General features: G+C 60.1%; 5 protein-coding genes. 4 read left to right on the top strand and 1 reads right to left on the bottom strand.

Annotation, left to right across the window (positions count from 1 at the left end):
- On the bottom strand, positions 1-246 hold a 246-nt coding region (locus tag AYR66_RS18850; protein ID WP_170942325.1), incomplete at its 3' end, for an acyl-CoA dehydrogenase family protein.
- Between the two features lie 401 nt (positions 247-647).
- On the opposite strand from AYR66_RS18850, the gene AYR66_RS18845 reads away from it, so the two are divergent.
- The 4 genes from AYR66_RS18845 to AYR66_RS18830 form a co-directional block, all read left to right on the top strand.
- A complete protein-coding gene (locus AYR66_RS18845; protein WP_088709926.1) occupies positions 648-1823 on the top strand; it encodes an ABC transporter substrate-binding protein in 1176 nt (391 codons plus the stop codon).
- Positions 1824-1898: 75 nt separating this feature from the next.
- Positions 1899-3527 (top strand): cyclohexanecarboxylate-CoA ligase, encoded by a 1629-nt coding sequence (gene aliA, locus AYR66_RS18840; RefSeq protein WP_088708778.1) that lies wholly within the window; start codon positions 1899-1901, stop codon positions 3525-3527.
- Between the two features lie 23 nt (positions 3528-3550).
- The gene (locus tag AYR66_RS18835) at positions 3551-4324 is read left to right on the top strand and encodes an enoyl-CoA hydratase (RefSeq protein ID WP_088708777.1); all 774 of its coding nucleotides are present in this window, start codon (positions 3551-3553) and stop codon (positions 4322-4324) included.
- 25 nt (positions 4325-4349) lie between these two features.
- A partial coding sequence (locus tag AYR66_RS18830; protein WP_088709925.1) for an AMP-binding protein occupies positions 4350-6101 on the top strand: 1752 nt, incomplete at its 3' end.

Raw genomic sequence — 6101 nt, 5'->3', positions numbered from 1 at the left:
GTTGAAGTCGCCATACGAGATCTGCTCCAGCAACAAGCCGCTGGTCACGCATTCCAGCCCCAGTCCGCCATGTTCTTCCGGCAGTTCTGGCCCGAGGAAGCCCAGTTCACCCATTTCAAGTACGACTTCGCGCTCCACGCGAAGCGCTTTCTCGCGCTCCCTGTATCCGGGAGCCAGGCGGTTCCTGGCAAACCGGCTCGCGGTTTCGACAAGTGCAAGCTGCTCCTGGCTAAGACTGAAATCCATGTTGAATCCTCCTTGGTTTTTAGCTGAAGCCATTTTAGGAACGCAAAAATTATATGTCAATATAATGTCGTAAATGTTTCGCGAATAAGTGTGCTCCGTTTTTGCTGATAGCGCCATATCGGCTTAAAACCGGCATTTGTTCAAGGACGTGCGTGCTTTTTTTGCTCTTGAGCATAAAGTTCGCGTTTTCGCAATCATCGTCTTAAGTAAATATATTGACTTAAAAGACCGACTTGGTTAATGTGTGTCTCTCTTCAACCGAAAGCCTGGAAACGGCAAAAAAAAAGGAGTGAGACATGAACCGCAGTGAATTCCGGCCGGGCTCGGCCCGGGCAACAGATAAACAATCCACTTCGTTGAAAGTTGGTGCCCGCTGCATCGCCGGCTGCCTCGCCGCATGGATGGCCTTGGCGCCGGCGCTCGCGCAGCAGAAAATTTCCGATGATGTCGTCAAGATCGGCGTGCTGACCGATATGTCGGGTACGTATTCCGATTTCACCGGCGCCGGCGCGGTCATCGCGGCGAAGATGGCGGTGGAAGACTTTGCCAAGACGGGGAAGATCCTTGGAAAGCCGATCGAGGTCGTCAGCGCCGATCACCAGAACAAGGCCGATATCGCCGCCCAGCGCGCATTGAGCTGGTACGACCGTGATGGCGTCGACGTCATCGTGGAACTGGTCAGCACCCACGTAGCGCTGTCGGTCATGAACGTGGCCGAGCAGAAGAACAAGATCGCGCTGGTATCCGGCGCAGCCTCCCTGCCGATCACCAACGAACGCTGCAACGCCAACACCGTGCACTGGGTTTATGACAGCTACGGCCTGGCATCCGGTACGGCCAAGGCAGTGGTCGAATCAGGCAAGAAAAACTGGTACTTCATCGCGGCCGACTACGCCGCCGGTGTGGCAATGACCAAGGATGCAAGCCAGGTCGTCACTTCCAATGGCGGCAAGGTGGTTGGCGTGGCCAAGCATCCCTTCCCGAATCCCGACTTCTCGTCCTTCCTCGTCAGCGCCCAGTCCTCCAAGGCGGACGTGATTGCCCTGGCGAACGGGGGGCAGGACACGATGACTGCCATCAAGCAGGCTGCGGAGTTCGGTATCGCCGGTTCCGGCCAGACCCTCGTTCCCATCGTTCTCTTCATCAATGACGTGCATGCGCTGGGACTGAAAACCGCACAGGGCCTGACGCTGACCGAAGGTTTTTACTGGAACCGCGACGAAAAGACGCGTGCATGGTCGCGCCGCTTCTTCGAGCGTGCGAAAAAAATGCCGAGCATGGCGCACGCCGGCGTCTATTCGTCCGTGCTGAACTACCTGAAGGCGGTGGAGAAATCCGGCACCGACGATACGGCGACGGTAATGAAGACGCTCAAGTCGACCGAGATCAACGATGGCCTGTTCAAGGGCACGATCCGCGCCGATGGAAAGTTCGCGCACGACATGCTTCTGCTTGAAGTGAAGAAGCCGAGCGAGTCGAAAGAGCCCTGGGATTACTACCATGTGCGCAAGATCATCCCGGCAGCCGATGCTTCCCTGCCTTTGTCGGAATCGAAATGCAAGCTGGTGCAACGCTGATGTGATTCAAGGATTTGCCACTTTTGCCTGAGTGTGCCCGTCTGGAGCGGGCACCAAAAAACAAGGAGAGCAGAGATGAAGTTCGATCCGGTATTGATCTATCCGCGCATGGAGGAGATGAAGAAGCAGGGGCTCTGGCGCGACGAAACGATTAACTTGCACATGAAGCGCGCGCTGGAGCGCTATCCGGACAAGAATGCGGTCATTTCCTATCGCGACGGCCACGCCGAATCGGTGCGGTTGAGCTATCGCGAGCTGGACGCGCGTGTCGACCGGATTGCGCGCGCCCTGGTAGCGCTTGGTGTCGCGCGCAGCGACGTGGTGTCCTTCCAGGTTCCGAACAGCTGGCAGTTCATCGCGCTCGCGCTCGCTTGTGCGCGTATCGGTGCGGTGGCCAATCCGGTGATGCCGATTTTCCGCGAACATGAGCTGAACTTCATGCTCAATTTCGGCGAGTCGAAGGTATTCATCGTGCCCAAGACCTATCGCGGTTTTGACTACGAGAAAATGGCGCGCGGCATGTTGCCCGGCCTGCCGCACCTGCTGCAGCTCGTGGTGGTCGATGGTGAGGGGGACGACAGCTTCGACCGCGTGCTGCTGCGAGACGATACGCCGCCGCTGACCGAGCCGGGTATCGGGCCAGACGATGTGCTGCTGCTGATGTACACCTCCGGTACGACCGGGGAGCCGAAAGGGGTGATGCATACCTCCAATACGCTGTTCTCCAATCTTCATGCGTACATCAAGGCCATGGAACTCACCGCGGACGAGATCATTCTCGGCGCGTCCCCGATGGCCCACCTGACCGGTTACGGTTACCTCGCGATGCTTCCGCTGCTTCTCAACTCGACGACGGTGCTCATGGATATCTGGGATCCGAAGCGCGCGCTGGAGATCGCGGCCAAGGAGGGGGTTACCTTCAGCATGGCATCGGCGACCTTCATCTCCGACATGTGCAACGCCGTCGAGGCAGGCGTGCCGGCGGCACCCGGGTTCAAGAAATTTTCCTGTGCGGGTGCGCCGATTCCGCCGGTCGTCATCGAGCGTGCCTACAAGGTTCTTGGCATGCGCGTGTGCTCCGCATGGGGAATGACGGAAAATGGTGCGATCACCATTACCGAGCCGGCGCGCGCCTTGGAAAAATCCGGGGTTTCGGATGGCCGTCCGGTGCCCGGCATCGAGATCAAGGTCGTCGATGAGAACGGCAACAGGCTTCCGACGGGCCAGGTCGGCGATTTGCTGGTGCGCGGCGCATCCCTGTTTGCCGGCTATCTGAAGCGTCCCCATCTCAATGGCACGGACAAGGATGGCTGGTTCAATACCGGCGACCGCGCCTTCATCGACGAAGAAGGCTATATCCGCATTGCAGGACGTACCAAGGACCTGGTCATTCGTGGCGGCGAGAACATTCCGGTCGTGGAAATCGAGAACCTGCTGTACAAACATCCGTCGATCGCATCGGTAGCGGTCGTCGGCTATCCGGACGCCCGGCTCGGCGAGCGCGTGTGCGCCTTCGTCACGCTCAAGGCGGGAAAGACTTTCAGCTTCGAGGAAATGGTCGCCTACTTCGACGAACACAAGATGACCAAGCAGTATTACCCGGAGCGACTGGAAATCGCCGATTCGCTGCCGTCCACACCGAGCGGAAAGCTCCAGAAATTCAAGTTGCGTGAAATCGCCAAGCAGTTCGGCCATATCGAATAATCAGTCAAGACGTAAGGAACCGTATGGAAGATGTGATCGTTGTGGAAACACTGGGAAAGGTCGGGCTGATTCGCATTAACCGGCCTTCCGTGTTCAATGCCTTGAATGACGACGTCATGAACGCGCTCGGCAAGGCGCTCGACGGCTTTGAAGCGGATCCGGGCATCGGTTGCGTCGTGCTCGCCGGATCGGAAAAGGCGTTCGCCGCGGGGGCAGACATTGCCGCGATGCAGGCCATGCAGTTCATGGACGCGTACAAGTCCGATTTCATTACCCGCAACTGGGAACGGCTGAAGACCTTCCGCAAGCCGGTGATTGCTGCGGTGCGGGGCGTCGCGTTGGGAGGAGGATGTGAGCTCGCCATGATGTGCGACCTGGTATTCGCCGCCGAGAATGCAAAGTTCGGTCAGCCCGAAATCAAGATCGGTGCCATCCCGGGTGCAGGGGGCACCCAGCGCCTGCCGCGCGCAGTCGGCAAGGCCAAGGCGATGGACCTTTGCCTGACCGGGCGGATAATGGATGCGCAGGAAGCCGAGCGCTGCGGGCTGGTATCGCGGATCTATCCGGTCGATCGCGTGCTGGAAGAGGCGCTAGATGCGGCACGCCAGATCGCGAGCTATTCGATGCCGGTCGTCATGATGCTGAAAGAGTCCGTCAATCGTTCATTCGAGGGGCCGTTGAACGAAGGCCTCCTGTTCGAGCGACGGACCTTGCATGCTTCCTTCGCGCTGGCGGACCAGAAGGAAGGCATGGCAGCGTTTCTCGAAAAGCGTCAGCCGTGTTTCCAGGATAAATAAGTCTTAGCCTGCCGGAGCGAACATCATGCAAACCAAACCCATCGATACACCGGGCGCAGTCTGGTGGCCAGACCGCAGCACGGTGGATAACGCCAACCTGACACGCTTCATGCAGGCGCTTGGGGTCGACAGCTTCGACGCTCTTAACGCGCGCGCAAGTGCCGATCCGGCATGGTTTCATGATGAACTGATCCGTTTCCTCGACTATCGCTTCGTGCAGCCTTACGAAAAGGTGATGGACATCAGCGATGGCCTGCCGTTCGCACACTGGTGCGTAGGCGGCACGACCAATGTGGTGCTTAACTGCATTGACCAGCGGCGCGGCACGCCGCGTTACGAGCAAACAGCACTGGTCTGGGAAGGTGAAGACGGAGCGGTGACCACCTGGACCTTTGCGGACCTGGACCGCGAGACCTGTCGGCTCGCCTGGGGCCTCCGCCGTCTTGGGCTGGGCCGCGGCGACGTCGTCGGCATGTACTTGCCCAACTTGCCCCAGGCAGCCGCCGCCATGCTGGCCGTCGCCAAGATCGGCGGCATTGTGCTGCCCATGTTTTCTGGCTTCGGCGCTGATGCCGTCGCGCAGCGCCTGAATGATGGACACGCAAAAGCGCTGATCACCGTCGATGGTTCCCTGCGGCGCGGCAAGCCGGTCGGTGCCAAGGTTGTCATCGACGAGGCGCTGCAGGATTGTCCCGGCGTGCGGCATGTCGTGGTCCTGCGCCATCTGGTCACTGAACATGGCTGGCAGGACGGGCGTGACCACTGGTGGCACGCACTTGCAGACGGTGCACCCGAGGACTGCGCCGCCGTGCCGACGGAAGCGATGCCTGCCGACGATCCCTTCCTGCTGATGTTCACATCGGGAACCAGCGGCAAGCCCAAGGGCGTCGTGCACACGCATTGCGGCTTCCCGATCAAGACGGCGCTGGATATGTCCATCTGCATGGATCTCAAGCCCGATGACCGCTTCTTGTGGATGTCGGACATGGGGTGGCTGGTTGGTCCGATCCTTGTGTTTGGCGGCCTCCTCGTCGGCGCCACGGTGGTGCTGGCGGAAGGTGCGCCCAATTACCCGCAACCCGATCGCCTGTGGCGTCTCATCGAGCGGCATCGCGTCACTTACCTGGGCCTCGCGCCCACCGTCGCGCGCCTGTCGATGTCGCTGGACGAGCGGGCGTTTGCCAAACTCGATCTTTCTTGCTTGCGCGTCATCGTTTCCACCGGTGAGCCATGGACGCCCGAGGCCTGGCAATGGACGTTCGAGCGCGTCGGCCGGCGACGTGTCCCGCTGCTCAATTATTCCGGCGGAACCGAGGTGGGCGGCATCCTGACGGGTACCGTGATTCATCCGCTCAAGCCTTGTGCCTTTGCCGGACCGATACCCGGCACCGGCGCCGATGTCGTCGACGCGGCAGGCGCCAGTGTTGGCACTGATGTGACGGGCGAACTGGTGATGCGCAGCCCGAGCATCGGACTGACGCGCGGACTGTGGCATGACCGGGAGCGCTACCTTGACAGCTACTGGTCACGCCTGCCGAACCTGTGGGTGCACGGGGACTTCGCCAGCCGCGACGCCGACGGCATGTGGTACGTGCATGGCCGCTCTGACGACACGCTCAAGATTGCGGGCAAGCGAACCGGGCCTTCTGAAATCGAGGCGTTATTGATTGGCACAGGACTGGTGCAGGATGCAGCGGTCATCGGCGTGCCCGACCCCATCAAAGGCACGGCCCTGGTCTGCATCTGCATCCCGCGCGCCGGTATTGATAAGGATGGC

It is taken from the genome of Noviherbaspirillum denitrificans (assembly GCF_002211445.1).
GTDB classification, from domain to species: Bacteria; Pseudomonadota; Gammaproteobacteria; order Burkholderiales; family Burkholderiaceae_D; genus Noviherbaspirillum; species Noviherbaspirillum denitrificans.
The sequence above is the reverse complement of the archived record's forward strand: the minus strand, read 5'-3'. Positions and strand labels throughout refer to the sequence as shown.